This is a genomic window from Pseudomonas fjordensis (genome assembly GCF_976987115.1).
The window spans coordinates 5,773,543-5,792,179 of the sequence record NZ_OZ336860.1 but is presented as its reverse complement, the minus strand read 5'-3'; the positions used below and the strand labels follow the sequence as shown (position 1 = coordinate 5,792,179).

General features: G+C 60.4%; 9 protein-coding genes and 2 rRNA genes. 10 read left to right on the top strand and 1 reads right to left on the bottom strand.

Going from position 1 to position 18,637, the window contains the following annotated elements; all coding sequences use genetic code 11:
* Window positions 1-34 precede the first annotated feature (34 nt).
* The 8 genes from ACWHXD_RS26505 to yfiB all read left to right on the top strand — a co-directional run bounded on the left by ACWHXD_RS26505 (window position 35) and on the right by yfiB (window position 15,008).
* A 23S ribosomal RNA gene (locus ACWHXD_RS26505) occupies window positions 35-2,926 on the top strand.
* A gap of 158 nt (window positions 2,927-3,084) precedes the next feature.
* Window positions 3,085-3,200, top strand: a 5S ribosomal RNA gene (rrf, locus tag ACWHXD_RS26500).
* Window positions 3,201-3,360: 160 nt separating this feature from the next.
* Window positions 3,361-6,813 carry an exodeoxyribonuclease V subunit gamma gene (recC, locus tag ACWHXD_RS26495; RefSeq protein WP_138763281.1) on the top strand — a complete coding sequence of 1,151 codons (3,453 nt, stop codon included), beginning with the start codon at window positions 3,361-3,363 and terminating at the stop codon, window positions 6,811-6,813.
* On the top strand, window positions 6,810-10,481 hold the full coding sequence (recB, locus tag ACWHXD_RS26490) for an exodeoxyribonuclease V subunit beta (RefSeq protein ID WP_499084841.1): 3,672 nt from the start codon (window positions 6,810-6,812) through the stop codon (window positions 10,479-10,481). Before recC ends, recB begins: the two co-directional genes overlap by 4 nt.
* Window positions 10,478-12,547 (top strand): exodeoxyribonuclease V subunit alpha, encoded by a 2,070-nt coding sequence (gene recD, locus ACWHXD_RS26485; RefSeq protein ID WP_138763279.1) that lies wholly within the window; start codon window positions 10,478-10,480, stop codon window positions 12,545-12,547. Before recB ends, recD begins: the two co-directional genes overlap by 4 nt.
* A gap of 141 nt (window positions 12,548-12,688) precedes the next feature.
* Window positions 12,689-13,255, top strand: coding sequence for a regulatory sequestration protein YfiR (gene yfiR, locus ACWHXD_RS26480; RefSeq protein WP_032895306.1), 567 nt, complete (start codon window positions 12,689-12,691; stop codon window positions 13,253-13,255).
* Window positions 13,252-14,514, top strand: a complete 1,263-nt coding sequence (gene dgcN / locus ACWHXD_RS26475; protein WP_098950366.1) for a diguanylate cyclase DgcN/YfiN — start codon at window positions 13,252-13,254, stop codon at window positions 14,512-14,514. The genes yfiR and dgcN overlap by 4 nt, the downstream gene beginning before the upstream one ends.
* Window positions 14,515-14,519: 5 nt before the next feature.
* Window positions 14,520-15,008 carry an outer membrane lipoprotein YfiB gene (gene yfiB, locus ACWHXD_RS26470; RefSeq protein ID WP_032895308.1) on the top strand — a complete coding sequence of 163 codons (489 nt, stop codon included), beginning with the start codon at window positions 14,520-14,522 and terminating at the stop codon, window positions 15,006-15,008.
* A 127-nt stretch (window positions 15,009-15,135) separates the two neighbouring features.
* Here yfiB and ACWHXD_RS26465 read toward each other — a convergent pair whose 3' ends face one another.
* Complete coding sequence (locus tag ACWHXD_RS26465) at window positions 15,136-16,083, bottom strand: LysR family transcriptional regulator (RefSeq protein WP_138763278.1); 948 nt, start codon at window positions 16,081-16,083, stop codon at window positions 15,136-15,138.
* Window positions 16,084-16,214: 131 nt separating this feature from the next.
* Between ACWHXD_RS26465 and ACWHXD_RS26460 the strand changes: the two genes are divergently transcribed.
* Entirely contained in the window at window positions 16,215-17,732 is a 1,518-nt protein-coding gene (locus ACWHXD_RS26460) for a CoA-acylating methylmalonate-semialdehyde dehydrogenase (protein WP_044268513.1), read from the top strand.
* A gap of 15 nt (window positions 17,733-17,747) precedes the next feature.
* Complete coding sequence (mmsB, locus tag ACWHXD_RS26455; protein WP_044268510.1) at window positions 17,748-18,635, top strand: 3-hydroxyisobutyrate dehydrogenase; 888 nt, start codon at window positions 17,748-17,750, stop codon at window positions 18,633-18,635.
* Window positions 18,636-18,637 lie beyond the last annotated feature (2 nt).

The window sequence follows — 18,637 nt, the reverse complement described above, 5'->3', positions numbered from 1 at the left end:
CTTCACAGTATAACCAGATTGCTTGGGGTTATATGGTCAAGTGAAGAAGCGCATACGGTGGATGCCTTGGCAGTCAGAGGCGATGAAAGACGTGGTAGCCTGCGAAAAGCTTCGGGGAGTCGGCAAACAGACTTTGATCCGGAGATGTCTGAATGGGGGAACCCAGCCATCATAAGATGGTTATCTTGTACTGAATACATAGGTGCAAGAGGCGAACCAGGGGAACTGAAACATCTAAGTACCCTGAGGAAAAGAAATCAACCGAGATTCCCTTAGTAGTGGCGAGCGAACGGGGACTAGCCCTTAAGTGGCTTTGAGATTAGCGGAACGCTCTGGAAAGTGCGGCCATAGTGGGTGATAGCCCTGTACGCGAAAATCTCTTAGTCATGAAATCGAGTAGGACGGAGCACGAGAAACTTTGTCTGAATATGGGGGGACCATCCTCCAAGGCTAAATACTACTGACTGACCGATAGTGAACTAGTACCGTGAGGGAAAGGCGAAAAGAACCCCGGAGAGGGGAGTGAAATAGATCCTGAAACCGTATGCGTACAAGCAGTGGGAGCCCACTTTGTTGGGTGACTGCGTACCTTTTGTATAATGGGTCAGCGACTTATTTTCAGTGGCGAGCTTAACCGAATAGGGGAGGCGTAGCGAAAGCGAGTCTTAATAGGGCGTCTAGTCGCTGGGAATAGACCCGAAACCGGGCGATCTATCCATGGGCAGGTTGAAGGTTGGGTAACACTAACTGGAGGACCGAACCGACTACCGTTGAAAAGTTAGCGGATGACCTGTGGATCGGAGTGAAAGGCTAATCAAGCTCGGAGATAGCTGGTTCTCCTCGAAAGCTATTTAGGTAGCGCCTCATGTATCACTGTAGGGGGTAGAGCACTGTTTCGGCTAGGGGGTCATCCCGACTTACCAAACCGATGCAAACTCCGAATACCTACAAGTGCCGAGCATGGGAGACACACGGCGGGTGCTAACGTCCGTCGTGAAAAGGGAAACAACCCAGACCGTCAGCTAAGGTCCCAAAGTTATGGTTAAGTGGGAAACGATGTGGGAAGGCTTAGACAGCTAGGAGGTTGGCTTAGAAGCAGCCACCCTTTAAAGAAAGCGTAATAGCTCACTAGTCGAGTCGGCCTGCGCGGAAGATGTAACGGGGCTCAAACCATACACCGAAGCTACGGGTATCACGTAAGTGATGCGGTAGAGGAGCGTTCTGTAAGCCTGTGAAGGTGAGTTGAGAAGCTTGCTGGAGGTATCAGAAGTGCGAATGCTGACATGAGTAACGATAATGGGTGTGAAAAACACCCACGCCGAAAGACCAAGGTTTCCTGCGCAACGTTAATCGACGCAGGGTTAGTCGGTCCCTAAGGCGAGGCTGAAAAGCGTAGTCGATGGAAAACAGGTTAATATTCCTGTACTTCTGGTTATTGCGATGGAGGGACGGAGAAGGCTAGGCCAGCTTGGCGTTGGTTGTCCAAGTTTAAGGTGGTAGGCTGGAATCTTAGGTAAATCCGGGATTCTAAGGCCGAGAGCTGATGACGAGTTAACTTTTAGTTAACGAAGTGGTTGATGCCATGCTTCCAAGAAAAGCTTCTAAGCTTCAGGTAACCAGGAACCGTACCCCAAACCGACACAGGTGGTTGGGTAGAGAATACCAAGGCGCTTGAGAGAACTCGGGTGAAGGAACTAGGCAAAATGGCACCGTAACTTCGGGAGAAGGTGCGCCGGTGAGGGTGAAGGACTTGCTCCGTAAGCTCATGCCGGTCGAAGATACCAGGCCGCTGCGACTGTTTATTAAAAACACAGCACTCTGCAAACACGAAAGTGGACGTATAGGGTGTGACGCCTGCCCGGTGCCGGAAGGTTAATTGATGGGGTTAGCTAACGCGAAGCTCTTGATCGAAGCCCCGGTAAACGGCGGCCGTAACTATAACGGTCCTAAGGTAGCGAAATTCCTTGTCGGGTAAGTTCCGACCTGCACGAATGGCGTAACGATGGCGGCGCTGTCTCCACCCGAGACTCAGTGAAATTGAAATCGCTGTGAAGATGCAGTGTATCCGCGGCTAGACGGAAAGACCCCGTGAACCTTTACTATAGCTTTGCACTGGACTTTGAATTTGCTTGTGTAGGATAGGTGGGAGGCTTTGAAGCGTGGACGCCAGTCTGCGTGGAGCCATCCTTGAAATACCACCCTGGCAACTTTGAGGTTCTAACTCAGGTCCGTTATCCGGATCGAGGACAGTGTATGGTGGGTAGTTTGACTGGGGCGGTCTCCTCCTAAAGAGTAACGGAGGAGTACGAAGGTGCGCTCAGACCGGTCGGAAATCGGTCGTAGAGTATAAAGGCAAAAGCGCGCTTGACTGCGAGACAGACACGTCGAGCAGGTACGAAAGTAGGTCTTAGTGATCCGGTGGTTCTGTATGGAAGGGCCATCGCTCAACGGATAAAAGGTACTCCGGGGATAACAGGCTGATACCGCCCAAGAGTTCATATCGACGGCGGTGTTTGGCACCTCGATGTCGGCTCATCACATCCTGGGGCTGAAGCCGGTCCCAAGGGTATGGCTGTTCGCCATTTAAAGTGGTACGCGAGCTGGGTTTAGAACGTCGTGAGACAGTTCGGTCCCTATCTGCCGTGGACGTTTGAGATTTGAGAGGGGCTGCTCCTAGTACGAGAGGACCGGAGTGGACGAACCTCTGGTGTTCCGGTTGTCACGCCAGTGGCATTGCCGGGTAGCTATGTTCGGAATAGATAACCGCTGAAAGCATCTAAGCGGGAAACTAGCCTCAAGATGAGATCTCACTGGAACCTTGAGTTCCCTGAAGGGCCGTCGAAGACTACGACGTTGATAGGTTGGGTGTGTAAGCGCTGTGAGGCGTTGAGCTAACCAATACTAATTGCCCGTGAGGCTTGACCATATAACACCCAAGCAATTTGACTACTCTAACGAGCATCAGATTGCGGTGTGTGAAGACGAAAATGAACCGAAAGTTCGACGCTCACAAAACACCGAGATCTATCACCTACCCAATTTGCTGAAGCGAGGCCAGCTGGCCGCGACTCAGTACCCGAATTTCTTGACGACCATAGAGCATTGGAACCACCTGATCCCATCCCGAACTCAGCAGTGAAACGATGCATCGCCGATGGTAGTGTGGGGTTTCCCCATGTGAGAGTAGGTCATCGTCAAGATTAAATTCCGAAACCCCAATTGCGAAAGCAGTTGGGGTTTTGTTTTGGGCGCTCGAAAAGTGTCCACCTTGTCCCCGTACACCTGTTCGTCCTGTGTCCGCCCCGTGCATCACAGTGCTAAAGTCCACCCCTCGATTTTGCTTTTCCCAAGGAAGCCGTTATGCCGGACGCGACGTCCCTCAGCCCTGGATTCATGGTGGTTCATGGCAACCGCCTGGACGAGCTGCGAAGCCTGGTGGTCAGTTGGATGCGCCGTTACCCACTGGCGCCTTTGGAAAACGAAATCGCCCTGGTACAAAGCAACGGCATTGCCCAGTGGCTCAAGCTGGCCTTGGCCGAAGACCCGCAAGCCGATGATATGGGCGGCTGTGGCATTGCCGCAGCCATCGACGTGCAACTGCCTGGCAGCTTTATGTGGCAGCTTTATCGCATGGTCTTGGGCCGTGATGAGATCCCGCCCAAGTCCCTGCTTGATAAAGCCCCGCTGACCTGGCGCCTCATGCGCCTGTTACCCGAGCTGATCGACCAACCGCACTTCGAGCCGCTGCAACGCTTCCTTACGCAAGACTCCGACCTGCGCAAGCGCTACCAACTCGCCGAGCGCCTGGCTGACTTGTTCGACCAATACCAGGTCTACCGTGCCGACTGGCTGGAAGATTGGGCCGCAGGCCGGCACCAACTGCGCAATGGTCGAGGCGATTCCAAACCGCTCAACCCAGCCAACTGCTGGCAAGCCGAGCTATGGCGCGCGCTGCTGTTGGATGTAGGTGAAGCAGGCATGGCCGAAAGCCGGGCCGGCGTTCATCAGCGCTTCATCGAGCGCATCAACAGCCTTGAACAAGCACCTCCCGGCTTGCCTCCCAGGGTGATTGTCTTCGGCATCTCATCGCTGCCGGCCCAGGCGCTGGAAGCCTTGGCGGGCCTGGCCCGTTTCAGCCAAGTCCTGCTCTGCGTGCATAACCCCTGCCGCCATCATTGGTCGGACATCGTCGCCGACAAAGACTTATTGCGTAACGAATACAAACGCCAGGCGCGCAAAGCGGGCATGCCCGTCACTATCGACCCACAAACCTTGCACCAGCACGCCCATCCGCTGCTTGCTGCCTGGGGCAAGCAGGGCCGTGATTACATCAGTTTGCTGGACAGCTACGATGACCCCAACAGCTACCGCGCGGCATTTCGCGACGGTCGTATCGACCTGTTCAGCGACAGCGAACCCACCACGCTACTCAACCAACTCCAGGACGATATCCTCGAACTGCGACCGTTGAATGAAACCCGTGAGCTCTGGCCCGCTGTCGACTTGCAACGCGATACTTCGATCCGTTTCCATATCGCCCACAGCGCCCAGCGCGAAGTGGAAATCCTCCACGACCAATTACTTCATCGCTTCAGCGCTGACCCCACACTGCGTCCTCGGGACATCATCGTCATGGTCCCCGACGTCGACAGCTACGCGCCGCATATTCGCGCGGTCTTCGGCCAGCTCGAACGCCATGACCCACGCTTCATCCCCTTCACCCTCACAGACCAAGGCCAACGCGGTCGCGACCCGCTGTTGATCGCCGTCGAGCACTTGCTCAAACTTCCCGACAGCCGCTTCCCTGTCAGCGAAATCCTCGACCTGCTTGACGTCCCCGCCTTGCGCGAACGCTTCGCCATCAAAGAGCGTGATCTGCCCACCTTGCATCGCTGGATCGAAGGCGCCGGCATCCGCTGGGGCCTGAATGCCGAGCAACGCGCCGGTTTAGGCCTGCCCACGGAACTGGAGCAAAACAGTTGGCGATTCGGCCTGCGCCGTATGCTGCTGGGCTATGCCGTCGGCACTGGCTCGGCCTGCGACGGTATTGAGCCTTATGACGAAATCGGTGGCCTCGATGCGGCCTTGATCGGCCCGCTGGTCGCCTTGCTTGACGCCTTGAACGATGCCCATCAAGCGTTATCGGAAGCCGCCTCGCCGCAAGCCTGGGGCGAGCGTCTACAGCGCTTGATGCAGCTGTTTTTCCTGCCCAGCAGCGAGCACGATGACTACCTGCTCGGCCAGCTCGAGCAGTTAAGAGAAACCTGGCTGGAAACTTGCGAGTCCGTCGGCTTGCAAGACGAGTTACCCCTCACGGTAGTACGTGAGGCATGGCTGGCCGGATTGGATCAGGGGCGCCTGTCCCAGCGCTTCCTGGCGGGAGCGGTCAATTTTTGTACGCTGATGCCCATGCGCGCGATCCCGTTCAAGCTGGTTTGCCTGCTGGGCATGAACGACGGCGATTACCCGCGGGCCCAGCCACCCCTGGACTTTGACCTGATGGGCAGTGATTACCGCCCCGGCGACCGTTCTCGCCGCGAAGACGACCGCTACTTACTGCTCGAAGCGCTGCTGTCGGCCCGTGACCAGCTGTATATCAGCTGGGTAGGCCGCAGCATCCGTGACAACAGTGATCGCCCGGCCTCGGTGCTGATCGGCCAACTGCGCGACCACTTGGCCAGCGGCTGGCAGCACACCAGCGACGATCAGCCGCTGATCGACGCAATGACCCAGGAGCACCCGCTGCAACCCTTCAGCGCCCGCTACTTCCACGAAGGTGACCCGCTGTTCAGCTATGCCCGCGAATGGCAATTGCTGCATCAGGCACCGGCGGTCATCACCCAAGAGCAAGGCTTGGCCCCTCACCAACAGGAAGAACCCCTGAGCCTTGGCCAGTTACAGGACTTCCTGCGCAATCCGGTCAAACACTTCTTCAGCCAGCGCCTGAAAGTATTCTTCGAAGCCGCCGAAGTGCCCCTGGCTGACGAAGAACCCTTCGTGCTGGACGCGTTGCAACGTTACAACCTCAGCGACAGCCTGTTGAGCGCGGCGCTTACTCAACCCGATCAGCTTGATCAGGCGCTCAACGCCCAGGCCCTGCGCCTGCAAGGCAGCGGCCTGCTGCCGATGGTGGGTTTCGGTGAATGCCTGCGTAACGAGCTGATCGAGCCGCTGCCGGACCTGGTGCAACGCTATCAACACCTTCTGGCGCTGTGGCCCACCCCGCATACCGGCGCTGAACCGATCAGTTTTGCGTACCAGGGCATCCAGCTCGAAGGTTGGATCAGCGGCCTGCACCGACGCAGTGATGGCGGGCTGTTAAGTGTCACCACCATCCCCAATAGCATCGGCTCGATCAAGACACGCAAGTGGCATCGCCTCATCCGCCCCTGGGTCAATCACGTGGTGGCCTGCGCCTGTGGCCTGCCCTTGAGCACCGGTCTGGTAGCCAGTGACGACACCTTGTTGTTGGCCCCGCTGGACAAGGCCAGCGCCGAGGACATCCTCGGCAACCTGCTTTTGGCCTGGCACACGGGCATGAGTGCGCCGCTACCGGTCGCAGTGAAAACCGCGTTCGCCTGGCTCGGCCAGACTGACCCCGCCAAGGCCCAAGCGGCTGCGAGCAAAGCCTATGAAGGCGATGGCATCACCACTGACGGCGAACGCCGCGAAACGCCCGCCCTCACGCGGCAATTTCCCGACTACGCGGCCTTGGTCGCCAGCGAAGAATTCGAAGGCTGGTGCGAAACCCTGTATCGCCCGCTGATCAACGCCCCCTGGCGATCGCTTTCCAGCACGGAGGCCAACGCATGATCGGCAAACCCTTGGCCCTGGCGTTCCCGCTCAAAGGCAGCCAGTTGATTGAAGCCAGTGCCGGCACCGGCAAGACCTTCACCATCTCCGCCTTATACCTGCGCCTGGTGCTCGGCCACGGCGGAGATGAATCCGGTTTCGGCCGCGAACTGCTGCCACCGCAAATCCTCGTGGTGACGTTCACCGACGCCGCCACCAAAGAGCTGCGAGAACGCATTCGCATCCGCCTGGCCGAAGCCGCACGCTTCTTCCGTGACGAAATCGAACAGCCCGATGCGCTGATCGCAGACCTGCGCGAGCACTATGATCCGCAACAATGGCCGGCCTGTGCCAATCGCCTGGACATCGCCGCGCAATGGATGGATGAAGCGGCGGTTTCGACGATCCACAGTTGGTGCCAGCGCATGCTGCGCGAACACGCGTTCGACAGTGGCAGCCTTTTCACACAAACCCTGGAAACCGACCATAGCGACCTACTGGGCGAAGTGCTGCGCGACTACTGGCGCTTGTTCTGCTACCCCATGCATGACGATGCCCTCAACTGGGTGCGCAATAATTGGGGCGGCCCCGCGGCCCTGATGCCACGGGTGCGTGCATTGTTCGGCAGCGAGCGGCCCACCGACGAAACCCGCGAGCCAGCCGAACTGATCAGCGCCTGCTTGCAAGAACGCCGCGCCGCGCTGGTTACCCTCAAGGCGCCCTGGCAACAATGGGCCGCCGAGTTGCGGGATATCTGCCTGCAAGCCGTCGCCGCCAAAGCGGTCGATGGGCGCAAGATGCAAGCGCGCTACTTCGAGCCCTGGTTTGAAAAGATCAGCGCCTGGGCCGCTGACGAAACCCTGGAACAACTGGATATCGGCACCGGCTTCACCCGCTTGACGCCCGATGGCATGGCCGAAGCCTGGAAAGGCGAGCCGCCGCAGCACCCCGGCATCCAAGCCATGGCCGGCCTCAAAGCCAGCCTCGACGCCTTGCCAACGCCTGACGCCGCGGTGCTGCAACACGCTGCCGGTTGGGTTGGCAAACGCTTCGAAGAAGAGAAACGTCGCCGCGCCGAGATGGGGTTTGACGACATGCTGATCCGCCTCAACGCCGCCCTCCAGGCAGACGGTGGCGAGCGCCTGGCCAGTGTGATCCGCGAGCAATTCCCGGTGGCCCTGATCGACGAATTCCAAGACACCGACCCAGTGCAATACAGCATTTTCGACAGCATCTACCGCATCGAGGAAAACCACCTCGACAGCGGCCTGTTCTTGATCGGCGACCCCAAGCAGGCGATCTACGCCTTTCGCGGCGCCGACATCTATACCTACCTGCGCGCCCGGCAGGCCACCACCGGGCGCCATCACACCCTGGGCACCAACTTCCGCTCCAGCCATGCGATGGTCGAGGCGGTGAACCATGTGTTCCAGCGTGCCGAAACCGGCCGTGGTGCGTTTCTGTTTCGCCAACCCGATGGCGACAACCCGGTGCCTTTCCATTCGGTACTGTCCCAAGGCCGTAGCGAGCAGTTGCAGGTCGACGGCCATACGCTGCCGGCCATGAACCTTTGGCACCTGCCCACCGACCACCCGATTTCCAACGCGGTTTACCGTCAGCAACTGGCCGCCGCCTGCGCCACGCAGATCGTTGCGTTGCTTAATGGTGGCCAGCAAGGCAGCGCAGGTTTTGTCAAAGCGGGGCGCTTGAAGGGCGTGTTGCCGTCAGACATCGCCATCCTTGTGCGCGACGGCAAGGAAGCCCAAGCCGTACGTGCCGAACTGGCCAGCCGTGGCGTGCGCAGTGTGTACCTGTCGGATAAAGACTCGGTGTTTGCCGCCCAGGAAGCCCATGACCTGCTGGCCTGGCTCAAGGCGTGCGCCGAGCCGGACGTCGAACGGCCATTAAGGGCGGCCCTGGCCTGCGTCACCCTGAACCTGTCCCTGGCGGAGCTGGAACGTCTGAACCAGGACGAACTGGCGTGGGAATCGCGGGTGATGCAGTTTCGTGGCTACCGTGCGATCTGGCGTACCCAAGGCGTGTTGCCGATGCTGCGTCGCCTGCTCCACGACTTCAAGCTACCGCAAACCCTCATCGCCCGCAGTGATGGCGAGCGGGTGCTGACCAACCTGTTGCACCTCAGTGAGTTGTTGCAACAGGCCGCCTCGGAACTGGATGGCGAGCAGGCGTTGATCCGTCATTTGGCCGAGCATCTGGCGCTGTCGGGGCAGGCCGGTGAAGAGCAGATCCTGCGTCTGGAAAGCGATGAGCAACTGGTCAAAGTGGTGACCATCCACAAATCCAAGGGCCTGGAATACGACTTGGTGTTCTTGCCGTTCATCTGTTCGGCCAAGCCCGTGGATGGCAGTCGCTTGCCGCTGCATTACCACGATGAACAGGGCAAGTCCCAGGTTAGCCTACGACCCACGGCCGAGCTGATCGCCCAAGCCGATGACGAGCGCCTGGCTGAAGACCTGCGTTTGTTCTACGTGGCCTTGACCCGCGCCAAACATGCCTGCTGGCTGGGCATCGCTGACCTCAAACGCGGCAATAACAGCAGCTCGGTCCTGCACCTGTCTGCATTGGGCTATTTGCTCGGTGCCGGCGCGTCGTTGGGCGAATCAGCGGGTCTGGCGCGCTGGTTGTTGGACTTGCAGCAAGGCTGCGCGGCCATCGGTTATGACCTTGTGCCAGACGCCCAAGACGTCCTGTTCCACCCGCCGCGCAACCAAGCGACCCTGCTCGCGCCATTGCTGCCTGTACGCAAGGCCGCGGAAAACTGGTGGATTGCCTCCTACAGCGCCTTGCGCATCGGCGACAGCATGAGCGCCGCCAGCCTCGAAGCGCCCGAAAGCCCACAGGCCCAGAAGCTGTTCGATGACGAACGCCTCGACCCCGATGCCCCTCGGGAAACGGTCGCGTCCGGTGGGGATATTCACCGTTTCCCACGCGGTCCCAACCCAGGCACCTTCCTTCACGGCTTGTTGGAATGGGCCGGTGAAGAAGGTTTCAACGTGACCCCGGAGGCGATCGAAAAAGCCGTGGGCGCACGCTGCAACCGCCGCAACTGGGAAGGCTGGATCGTCACCCTCAGCGGCTGGCTGGAGCACCTGCTGCAAACGCCGCTGCCGCTGCACAACGACCGCTTCACTCTCAGCGGCCTGCAGCAGTACCAGATCGAGATGGAATTCTGGTTCGCCAGTCACACCGTCGACGTGCTCGCCCTCGACAAACTGGTGTGCCAGCACACCCATGGCGGCGTGTCCCGCGTGGCCGCCGAGCCCGTCCTGCTCAACGGCATGTTCAAAGGCTTTATCGACCTGACGTTCGAGCACGATGGCCGTTACTACGTGGCCGACTACAAATCCAATTGGCTTGGCCCAGACGACTCGGCCTACACCCAGGACGCCATGGAACACTCGATCCTCGAGCATCGGTACGACCTGCAATACGTACTTTACCTGCTGGCCCTGCACCGCCAACTCAAGGCGCGCCTGCCGCATTACGATTATGACCAGCACGTCGGCGGTGCCCTTTACTTGTTCCTGCGCGGTAGCCAGTCGGTGAGCCAGGGCGCGTATTTCACCCGCCCGCCCCGTGAGTTGATCGAAAGCCTGGACCTGTTGTTCCAGGGCAAGCCCATCCCGCCCAAGGTTGAGCCCGCCTGGGAACAAGGAGTGTTGTTATGAGCCTGTCGCCGTTACCGCTGGAGGCGCTTTTGCCGCTTGATCGCGCCGCCGACTTGCTGCAGTTGCTTGCGCGTTGGGTCGAGCGGGGTTGGCTGCGGGCCTTGGACAAAGCCTTCGTCGGCTTCCTGTACGAGCTGGACCCAAACGCCGATCCGCTGGTGCTGCTGGCGGCGGCCTTGACCAGCCATCAATTGGGCCATGGCCACGTCTGTCTGGATGTGTTCGAAACCCTCAAGGCGCCGGATTTCGCCCTGTCACTGCCACCCGAAGGCGACCTGCACACCGGCGCCATGCTGCTACCCTCGCAGTTGCTGCACGGCCTGGATGGCGGCCATTGGTGCCATGCCCTGGCTTCAAGCCCGTTGGTCGCGCTGGCCGTCGATGGCAGCGAGGAGGCCCGCAGCCGTCCGTTGGTGTTGTCCGGCAAGCGCCTGTACTTGCGCCGTTACTGGACCTACGAGCGGCGTATCGACCACGCCCTGCGCCTGCGCCTGGCCAGCGTGGAAGACGCCGCCGCCGACCTGCCGCAACGCCTCAATCGCCTGTTCGACCAACCGGCGCCCGATGGGGTGATTGACTGGCAAAAGCTCGCCTGCGCCCTGGCGACCCGCGGCGCCTTCAGTATCGTCACCGGCGGCCCCGGTACCGGCAAGACCACCACCGTGGTGCGCCTGCTCGCGCTGTTGCAGGCGCCGGCCGTGGAGTCCGGCAGCCCGTTGCGCATCCGCCTGGCCGCGCCCACCGGTAAAGCCGCTGCCCGCCTGACCGAATCCATCAGCCAGCAAGTGCTGTCACTGACAGTACCCGACAGCGTGCGGGAAAAAATCCCGACCCAGGTCACCACGGTCCACCGCTTGTTGGGTAGCCGTCCGGGCACTCGGCATTTTCGTCATCACCTGGGCAACCCGTTGCCCTTGGATGTGCTGGTGGTGGACGAAGCCTCGATGATCGACCTGGAAATGATGGCCAACCTGCTCGACGCTCTGCCGCCCCACGCACGCCTGGTATTGCTGGGCGACAAGGACCAACTGGCCTCGGTAGAAGCGGGGGCCGTACTCGGCGATTTGTGCCGCGATGCCGAAGCTGGCTGGTACAGCCCGCAGACTCGCCACTGGTTGCAAGCCGTCAGCGGTGAAGACCTGAGCAGCAGCGGCCTGCAAGAGGACCTCGATGGCAGCCATCCCCTGGCCCAGCAAGTAGTGATGCTGCGCTATTCGCGCCGCTTCGGTGAGGGCAGCGGTATCGGCCAACTGGCGCGTTGGGTCAACCAGCAAAACGCTGAAGAGGCTCGCCAACTGCTGGCCGCAGGCCGCCACGACGACCTGTTCTGTGTCAGCCTCAAGGGCGAACATGACCACGCCCTTGAGCGCCTGGTATTGGACGGGCAGGGCGATGGCGCCCAGGGTTACCGCTACTACCTGAACCTGCTGCAATCGGCGCGTCCCTCTGCTGATACACCGCGTGACGATCCAGCCTGGACCGCTTGGGCGCAACAATTGCTGCACGCCTTCGACGCGTTTCAGCTGCTTTGCGCCGTGCGAAAAGGCCCCTGGGGCGTCGAAGGGCTCAACCTGCGCATCACCGCCGCGTTGCGCAAGGTACGCCTGATCGAAGGTGACGAGCAGTGGTACGAAGGCCGCCCCGTGCTGATGACCCGCAATGACTACGGCCTGGGCCTGATGAACGGCGACATCGGCATCGCGCTGAAATTGCCCGAAAGCGATGGCGGCCCCCACGTGCTGCGGGTGGCCTTTCCACGTAACGATGGCCAGGGCGGCGTGCGCTTTGTATTGCCCAGCCGCTTGAATGATGTGGAAACCGTGTACGCCATGACCGTGCACAAATCCCAGGGCTCGGAGTTCACTCACACCGCGCTGATCCTGCCGGATGCCCTCAACCCGGTGCTGACCAAAGAGCTGATCTATACCGGTATCACCCGTGCCAAGCGCTGGTTCAGCCTGATCGAGCCCCGGGGCGGCGTGTTTGAGGAAGCGGTGCGGCGCAAGGTCAAGCGCCTAAGTGGATTGATGTTGGAGTTGGACCATCTGTCTGAAAAAAATGACTGATAGGTCAGGCAATATTTCTCATTCAGACGTCTGATTTTTCTGAAAAAATAGCGAACCCCTCGAATGCTGTGCTTCGTGGGGATGTCCGCCGCTGTGCTATCGTTGCGGCATCACCCTGAAAACCCTTGAGAGTATCGCTGCATGAACGTGGCTGTCTCGCCCAAAGTGCGCAGTATGAGTTGGAGACGCCTGTTACTGGTGACGGTGCTGTGCCTGCTTGCGCCGCGCGTATTTGCGCAGACGCCCAGCCTGGCCGAGCACCGTGCCCAGGCCGTCACCCAAGTGGTGCTCGGCATCCTCAGCTACGCCCGTTGGCCGGTTGAGCCGCAGACGTTGCGCTTGTGCATCGTCGGGCCCACCCAGTACACCGACGACCTGATCAAGGGCACCACACAGGCCACTGGCCGTCCGGTGTCGGTGCGCCGTTTGCTGTCCGACCATCCCGATATCGTCAGTGCCTGCGACGCGGTCTACATCGGCAAGCTGAGCATGGATGAACGCAACCGGCTGTTCACGTCGTTGATTGGCCACCCGGTGCTCAGCATCAGCGAAGGCGGTGACCAATGCACCGTAGGCAGCCTGTTTTGCCTGCGGGTGAGCGATGAGCAAGTATCGTTCGAAGTCAACCTGGACTCCGTTGCCCGCAGCGGCGTGCGCATTCACCCCAGCGTACTGCAACTGTCCCGCCGTCGAGCGCCTGCGCCATGAGGTTTACTAAAGGGCGGCCGACTCTGCGCTCGGTCATTGGCCGGGGGCATATGATCCTGGCGCTGGTGGCGGTGACCCTGGCCAGCGTCTCCCTGACTTTGCTCGGCGTGCTGGCGTTACGCGTTTACGCCGAGCATAACTTGCATTTGATCGCACGCTCCATCAACTACACCGTGGAAGCTGCCGTGGTGTTCAACGACAGTTCGGCGGCCACCGAAGCCTTGAGCCTGATCGCCTCCACCGAAGAGGTTGCCCAGGCCGAAGTCTTCGACGATGAAGGCAAACTGCTGGCGCAATGGGTGCGGCCGAACACTGGCATGTTGTCGCAGGTTGAGCTTCAGCTGGCGCGTGCCTTGCTCGAGCAGCCCATCAACCAACCGATTCTCCATCAAGGGCAAACGGTCGGGAGTATCCACCTGACTGGGCATGGCGGTAGCCTGCTGCGCTTCTTGCTCAGTGGCCTGGCGGGGATTCTGATTTGCACCGCCCTGAGTGCATGGGTGGCCTTGCACTTGTCGCGACGCCTGCTGGACGGTATTACCGGGCCGCTGCAAAGCCTCGCCACCGTGGCCCATGCCGCTCGCAGCGAGCGTGACTTTGACCGCCGTGTGCCCCCGGCAGAGATCGCCGAACTCGACAGCCTGGGCAGCGACTTCAATGCCCTGCTCGGCGAGATGGGTGCCTGGCAGACTCACCTGCAAAGCGAAAACGAAACCCTGGCCCACCAGGCCAGCCACGACAGCCTCACCGGCCTGCCCAACCGTGCATTCTTCGAAGGCCGGCTGATCCGCGCCTTGCGCAGCGCGGCCAAGGTCAACGAGCGGGTGGCGGTGCTGTTCCTCGACAGCGACCGCTTCAAAGACATCAACGACCGCTTTGGCCATGCCGCCGGCGACGCCGTGCTGGTGGCCGTTGCCGACCGCGTGCGGGCGCAACTGCGCGAGGACGACCTGGTGGCGCGCCTGGGCGGCGATGAATTCGCGGTATTGCTGGCGCCCCTGCACAAGGCCGAAGACGCGCAGCGCATCGCCGACAAAATCATTGCCAGCATGGACATGCCGATTCCACTGCCTGGAGACACCCAGGTGTTGACCTCCCTCAGTATCGGCATTGCGATTTATCCCGAGCATGGCGCCACACCCGGCACCTTGCTCAACGCCGCCGACGCGGCGATGTACCAGGCCAAACGACTGTCCTCGGGCGGCCAGCAAACGGCGGAGTCGGAGCACTCCGTCGCCAACGTTCAACACAGGAGTTGATTCCCTTGTTCGCTAACACACGCGTTTTATTTATTTCTTTGCTCGTGGCCTTCCTGGCCCTCAGCGGCTGCCAGACGCCACCCAAAGGCCTGACCCCGGCGCAAGTCGCCGTGCTCAAGCAACAAGGTTTCGAGCTGACCGATGAAGGCTGGGCCTTCGGCCTGTCCGGCAAAGTGCTGTTTGGCAGCGACGTCGAAACCCTCAACAAACCCAGCACCGACATCGTCGAACGCATCGGTAGCGCCCTGGTTGGCGCCGGCATCGAGCGCGTGCGCGTTGATGGCCACACAGACGCCTCGGGCAAAGAACCCTACAACGTGGCCCTGTCCCTGCGCCGCGCCAAAAGCGTGGGCAAGGTGCTCACCCGCGTGGGCATGAAAGAAGAAAACATCCAACTGCGCGGCCTGGGCAGCAGCGAGCCGGTGGCGTCGAACACGACCCCAGCAGGCCGCACCGAGAATCGCCGGGTCTCCATCGTTGTGATCGCAGACTAAGCGGGTTCACCTTCCCCAAGCTGAAATGCATTCAAAATGTGGGAGCTGGCTTGCCTGCGATGGCGGTTGATCTGTAGATATAGCTTCTGCTGATACACCGCTATCGCAGGCAAGCCAGCTCCCACATTTAGTCTGCAAACCGCATTTCCCTCGTCTCTCCCATCAACAACCCTCGGTTCTGCTCTGTTACCTCTCGAATGTAATCCCACAACAACGTAATCCGCTTCAACTTCCTCAAATCCTCCCGGCAATACATCCAGAACTGCCGCGTAATCGCAATCTGATCCCCCAACACCGGTAACAAGCGCGGGTCCTGCGCGGCCAGGAAGCACGGCAAAATCGCCATCGACCGGCCTTGCTGGGCCGCCACGTACTGCGCGATCACGCTGGTACTGCGCAGGCTGGCGCTGGCGCCGGGCACCACATTGGCCAGGTACAGCAACTCCGAGCTGAAGGCCAGATCATCCACATAGCTGATAAACGGATGCTCGGCCAAATCCGCAGGTTTGCCGATCGGCGGGTGTTGGTCGAGGTAGTCCTGGGTGGCGTAGAGCTGCAATGTGTAGTCGCACAGTTTGCAGCACACATACGGCCCGTGTTCCGGGCGTTCCAGGGCGATGACGATGTCGGCTTCGCGCTTGGACAGGCTGATGAAGTGGGGCAGGGGCAGGATATCCACCGAGATCGCAGGGTAAGTGTCGACAAAGTGGCTCAGTTGCGGGGTGACGAAAAAACTGCCGAAGCCTTCGGTGCAACCCATGCGTACGTGGCCCGACAGCGCCACGCCGGAGCCGGACACCTGTTCGCAGGCCATGTGCAGCGTGCTTTCGATGGCTTCGGCGTAACCCAGCAAACGCTGGCCTTCGCTGGTGAGCACGAAGCCGTTGGTCCGGGATTTTTCGAACAGCAGCGTACCGAGGGACACTTCCAGAGAGCTGATGCGCCGCGACACGGTGGTGTAGTCCACCGCCAGGCGCTTGGCGGCGACGCTGGCCTTGCGGGTGCGGGCCACTTCGAGGAAAAACTTCAGGTCATCCCAATTCAGGGCGCCCAGGGAGGTGATGTTTTTTTGCATATTGGACCGGCTTTTATGTGCGTTCTTATTAGAGATTTGCACATCTATACTCCAAAAACAGTCCGAACGCCTCATTCTTCAAGGCGATTCACGCGCCTTGTCTCTGTATAAATATAAGAGTTGGAGACCACATGAACGCATCTGCCGATATTTCCGTGCAACCGGTCAAGTTGCTGATCAATGGCGAGTGGGTCGAGTCCAAGACCACCGAGTGGCAAGACATCGTCAACCCCGCCACCCAGCAAGTGCTGGCCAAAGTCCCGTTTGCCACGGCCGATGAAGTCAACGCGGCCATCGACGCTGCCCATCAAGCGTTCCAGACCTGGAAACTCACGCCGATCGGCGCACGCATGCGCATCATGCTCAAGCTGCAGGCCTTGATCCGCGAACATTCCAAGCGCATTGCCGTGGTCCTTAGCGCCGAGCAGGGCAAGACCATTGCCGATGCCGAGGGCGATATTTTCCGTGGCCTGGAAGTGGTGGAGCACGCCTGTTCCATCGGCACCCTGCAAATGGGTGAGTTCGCCGAGAACGTGGCCGGCGGCGTGGATACCTACACCCTGCGCCAGCCTATCGGCGTGTGCGCCGGCATTACTCCGTTCAACTTCCCGGCGATGATTCCGCTGTGGATGTTTCCGATGGCGATTGCCTGCGGTAACACCTTCGTCCTCAAACCTTCCGAGCAAGACCCGCTGTCGACCATGCTGCTGGTGGAGCTGGCGCTGGAAGCCGGTGTACCGGCCGGCGTGCTCAACGTGGTGCATGGCGGCAAGGACGTGGTGGATGCACTGTGCACTCACAAAGACATCAAGGCGGTGTCCTTCGTCGGTTCGACGGCTGTGGGCACCCATGTCTACGACCTGGCCGGCAAACACGGCAAGCGTGTGCAATCGATGATGGGCGCCAAGAACCATGCAGTGGTGCTGCCGGATGCTAACCGAGAACACACCCTCAACGCCCTGGTCGGTGCCGGTTTCGGCGCGGCGGGCCAGCGTTGCATGGCCACCTCGGTGGTGGTGCTGGTGGGCGCGGCCAAGCAGTGGCTGCCAGACCTCAAGGCCCTGGCACAAAAGCTCAAGGTCAACGCCGGCAGCGAAGCGGGCACGGATGTCGGCCCGGTGATCTCCAAACGCGCCAAGGCACGTATCCTGGAACTGATCGAAAGCGGCGTGAAACAAGGCGCCAAGCTGGAACTGGACGGCCGCGACATCAAAGTGCCGGGCTTTGAGCAAGGCAACTTTGTCGGCCCCACCCTGTTCTCGGGCGTGACCACCGACATGCGCATCTACACCGAAGAAATCTTCGGCCCGGTACTGGTGGTGCTGGAAGTCGATACCCTCGATGAAGCCATTGCTCTGGTCAACGCCAACCCGTTCGGCAACGGCACGGGCCTGTTCACCCAGAGCGGTGCGGCGGCGCGTAAATTCCAGAGCGAAATCGATGTGGGCCAGGTCGGCATCAACATCCCGATTCCGGTGCCAGTGCCATTCTTCAGCTTCACTGGCTCGCGCGGTTCCAAGCTCGGCGACCTGGGCCCGTACGGCAAGCAAGTGGTGCAGTTCTACACCCAGACCAAAACCGTCACCAGCCGCTGGTTCGACGACAACACGGTCAACGATGGCGTCAACACCACCATCAACCTGCGCTGAACCTGGGAGACGACCATGAAGATTGCATTTATCGGCCTGGGCAACATGGGCGCGCCCATGGCCCGCAACCTGATCAAGGCTGGCCACGCGCTGAACCTGTTCGACCTGAACCAGGCCGTACTCAAGGAACTCGCCGAACTGGGCGGCACCATCAGCAGCTCACCGCGTGACGCCGCCCAAGGCGCCGAACTGGTGATTACCATGCTGCCGGCCGCCGCCCATGTACGCAGCGTGTGGCTCAATGAAGACGGCGTGCTCGCGGGCATTGGCAAAGGCGTGCCGGCGGTGGACTGCAGCACCATCGACCCGCAAACCATCCGTGATGTAGCGGCTGCGGCAGCCAAACAAGGCGTGGCAGTGGCCGATGCGCCGGTGTCCGGTGGCACCGGCGGTGCCCAGGCCGGGACGCTGACCTTCATGGTCGGCGCCAACCCGCAATTGTTCGCCACCCTGCAACCGGTGCTGGCGCAGATGGGTCGCAATATCGTGCATTGTGGTGATGTCGGCACAGGGCAAATCGCCAAGATCTGCAACAACCTGCTGCTGGGTATCAGCATGGTCGGCGTCAGTGAGGCCATGGCCCTGGGCGATGCACTTGGCATTGATACTCAAGTGCTGGCCGGCATCATCAACAGCTCCACGGGGCGCTGCTGGAGTTCCGATACCTACAATCCTTGGCCAGGCGTGATTGAGACCGCGCCATCATCGCGTGGCTATACCGGTGGTTTTGGTGCCGATCTGATGCTCAAGGACCTGGGCTTGGCCACCGAAGCTGCACGCCAGGCACACCAGCCGGTGATCCTCGGCGCGGTGGCCCAGCAGTTGTACCAGTCGATGAGCCAGCGCGGGGAGGGGGGCAAGGACTTCTCGGCGATCATCAACAGCTATCGCAAGCCCAAATAGAA

Coding starts and splice junctions, on each gene's coding strand:
- recC (WP_138763281.1), top strand. CDS start 3,361: ATGCCGGACGCGACGTCCCTCAGCCCTGGATTCATGGTGGTTCATGGC.
- recB (WP_499084841.1), top strand. CDS start 6,810: ATGATCGGCAAACCCTTGGCCCTGGCGTTCCCGCTCAAAGGCAGCCAG.
- recD (WP_138763279.1), top strand. CDS start 10,478: ATGAGCCTGTCGCCGTTACCGCTGGAGGCGCTTTTGCCGCTTGATCGC.
- yfiR (WP_032895306.1), top strand. CDS start 12,689: ATGAACGTGGCTGTCTCGCCCAAAGTGCGCAGTATGAGTTGGAGACGC.
- dgcN (WP_098950366.1), top strand. CDS start 13,252: ATGAGGTTTACTAAAGGGCGGCCGACTCTGCGCTCGGTCATTGGCCGG.
- ACWHXD_RS26465 (WP_138763278.1), bottom strand. CDS start 16,083: ATGCAAAAAAACATCACCTCCCTGGGCGCCCTGAATTGGGATGACCTG.
- ACWHXD_RS26460 (WP_044268513.1), top strand. CDS start 16,215: ATGAACGCATCTGCCGATATTTCCGTGCAACCGGTCAAGTTGCTGATC.
- mmsB (WP_044268510.1), top strand. CDS start 17,748: ATGAAGATTGCATTTATCGGCCTGGGCAACATGGGCGCGCCCATGGCC.